Origin of the sequence: uncultured Methanobrevibacter sp. (genome assembly GCF_902801725.1) — an archaeon.
Lineage (GTDB): Archaea > Methanobacteriota > Methanobacteria > Methanobacteriales > Methanobacteriaceae > Methanocatella.
This window is the reverse complement of record NZ_CADCJB010000080.1, coordinates 1-2,180: the sequence shown is the minus strand read 5'-3', so window position 1 is coordinate 2,180 and position 2,180 is coordinate 1. Positions and strand designations below refer to the sequence as shown.

General features: G+C 36.4%; 5 protein-coding genes. 3 read left to right on the top strand and 2 right to left on the bottom strand.

Annotation, left to right across the window (positions count from 1 at the left end; all coding sequences use genetic code 11):
* On the bottom strand, positions 1 to 302 hold a 302-nt coding region (locus QZV68_RS10170), incomplete at its 3' end, for a helix-turn-helix domain-containing protein (protein WP_296880885.1).
* Positions 303 to 389: 87 nt separating this feature from the next.
* Between QZV68_RS10170 and QZV68_RS10165 the strand changes: the two genes are divergently transcribed.
* Complete coding sequence (locus QZV68_RS10165) at positions 390 to 716, top strand: hypothetical protein (RefSeq protein WP_296880884.1); 327 nt, start codon at positions 390 to 392, stop codon at positions 714 to 716.
* Here the strand turns inward: QZV68_RS10165 and QZV68_RS10160 are convergent.
* Positions 711 to 893 (bottom strand): hypothetical protein, encoded by a 183-nt coding sequence (locus QZV68_RS10160; RefSeq protein ID WP_296880883.1) that lies wholly within the window; start codon positions 891 to 893, stop codon positions 711 to 713. The genes QZV68_RS10165 and QZV68_RS10160 overlap by 6 nt on opposite strands.
* Positions 894 to 922: 29 nt before the next feature.
* On the opposite strand from QZV68_RS10160, the gene QZV68_RS10155 reads away from it, so the two are divergent.
* Entirely contained in the window at positions 923 to 1,180 is a 258-nt protein-coding gene (locus QZV68_RS10155; protein WP_296880882.1) for a hypothetical protein, read from the top strand.
* A gap of 292 nt (positions 1,181 to 1,472) precedes the next feature.
* Positions 1,473 to 2,180, top strand: a 708-nt coding sequence (locus QZV68_RS10150) for a hypothetical protein (RefSeq protein ID WP_296880881.1), incomplete at its 3' end; no start/stop codon positions are given.

Sequence of the window (2,180 nt, the reverse complement as noted above, 5' to 3'; positions counted from 1 at the left end):
TTTATTATTTTTGTCCTTTTATCTGGAATTCTTTCGATAAAACCCTTGTCTTCTAGCTTTCGCAATGATTTGGCTATTGCTCCTTTGCTCTGACCAAATATTCCTGCCAAATCATCCTGCGATAGGTTTTTCCGGTTATGGATTTCTATTAGATATCTGCCTTCATGAACCATATCCATGTGATTCGGATTCTTCATTGTGTATTTCAGCTTGTTTTTGGATATGTGGTGGATTAATGCTATGAAATGCATAGAATCGAATTTGTCGCTATCTTTGGTCATGTCATGTAATATATTTTTCATGCTATATATATGTTTCCTGGTAAACTGTTTACCGATAAACAATCATTTTAAATGTAATTTTTTTGATATATATTACCAGGTGATGGTGTGGACTATGAAAGAGTTATCCGTGAAAAATTTCCAAAATGCGATGTTGAAGTGATAGGTTCTGATGTTTTTGGGATTGAACAATTGGTTGAATACATTACTGATGATATTGTGGTATGTAATCCCCATTCCATAATGGTGTATAGGCATATGATTCGTTTCTTGATGAATGTTGGCGAAAGGGGCAAAATCTATTATCTTGAAGGCATTTCTGATGATGATTTGAAGCTGATTCATGCGGGGCTTTTGAAATTCACCTATGGAAGGGACATCAAGATTAACCTGTTTAAAAATGCAAATCCTGATAAGGATGTTTTGGGACTATAGCCGGAAGAATTCGTCGCAGTTTTCACAATAGTAATTGAATTCACTTTCACAGCAGTTTCCAAGTATTATCTCCCCATTCATTGATTCGACTGCAAGCTCATCGCTTGCACCATGGAATACCTTTTTCAGTTCTCTCTCGCATTTCGGACACTTCATGTGGATTATTTTATAAATCATTAATTTTAAATATTAACATAGGTGTTAAGATGATGATTAATCTAGGTGCCGAGTTCGGCACTCATTTGGAATCCAGTGACGATGCAATAGAATTGGTTGACATTCTAAACAAAATCCCAAAGGATGATTTTATAATCGATTTTAAAGAGGTCATGTTTGTCACAATGAACTTTGCACAGGCATACTACACTGCCAAGCTGGAATCAGATAAGAAGATATCAGAAATTAACCTTTCTGATGAAGTTAGCGTTGTTATGGGTGCGGCTGATGAAGCGGTAAACCCATAATTTTTATTTTTTTTTTGATTGTCTCATTTTGTAAAATTGCTCCAGTTTCGAAATATTGACCTCACTCTGAAAGACTGCTCTCACTTTGAAATATTTCCTTGGGTTTGAAAAATTGTTCTCGTTTAAAACTGCTTATTTTAAATAGTATGGGTTTCATATTACTTTATTAATTGAATTTGCTTTAATGAATTCCAGTTTTGAAATTTAAAATATGATATTATCTTGGATTTAGATTTAAAGCAAAAAATTTAACCACAATTTAATAACAATAAGCTTCCAAGGAGGTCAAATCATGAAAGAGAAGCTATGTGAGAGATATTTTGAAAATACCATAAAGCCAAAGCACCTAAGTGAATTCAAATCAAAGACTCCAAAGGGAAACGTCATCGAAGGATACCTGTCAAGAAAGCCGAATAAGTTTTTAGGATCACTAGTAATAACTCATATCACAGAAGTAAACGGAAAAAGCTATGATACAGAGCAGTTCGTGCAGTCATTCCCGAAAATCCACTACTGGGACAGAAGGCACCAGCTCAAGGAAGATGAGGAAAGCATAATCTATCACTGCCAGGAAAAGCTTGACGGAACCTGCCTTGTAATCTATGCATTGAAGGACGATATGGGCAATACCATCGAACTGGTTCCAAAAACCCGTGGAATGGCGGTGGCGGACGAGCATCTTCTTGAGATGTTCAAGCTTGTTGACAAAAAGGCGATTGAGGAGTTCTTCAGGGACAACTGCCACTCCAATGACACTCTGATGTTTGAGCTGTACGGCATACTGAACAAGCATGAAATAGCCCATATGGATACATACATCGACATCAGTCTGATTGGGGCATACATTGACGAATCATTCCTCAACTACATCCAAATCAAATGTCATGGTGATTTGGAGGATTTCAAAACGCCCGAAACGGTCTATACAATTGAGAAGTACCCTTATGAAAGTTCATTTTCAGTCAGATGGTGCGGAGTAAATCAGAAACTCAGAAACTAT

Excerpts from the sequence above, each read along its gene's own strand:
- QZV68_RS10160 (WP_296880883.1), bottom strand. The coding sequence starts at position 893 with ATGATTTATAAAATAATCCACATGAAGTGTCCGAAATGCGAGAGAGAA.
- QZV68_RS10155 (WP_296880882.1), top strand. The coding sequence starts at position 923 with ATGATGATTAATCTAGGTGCCGAGTTCGGCACTCATTTGGAATCCAGT.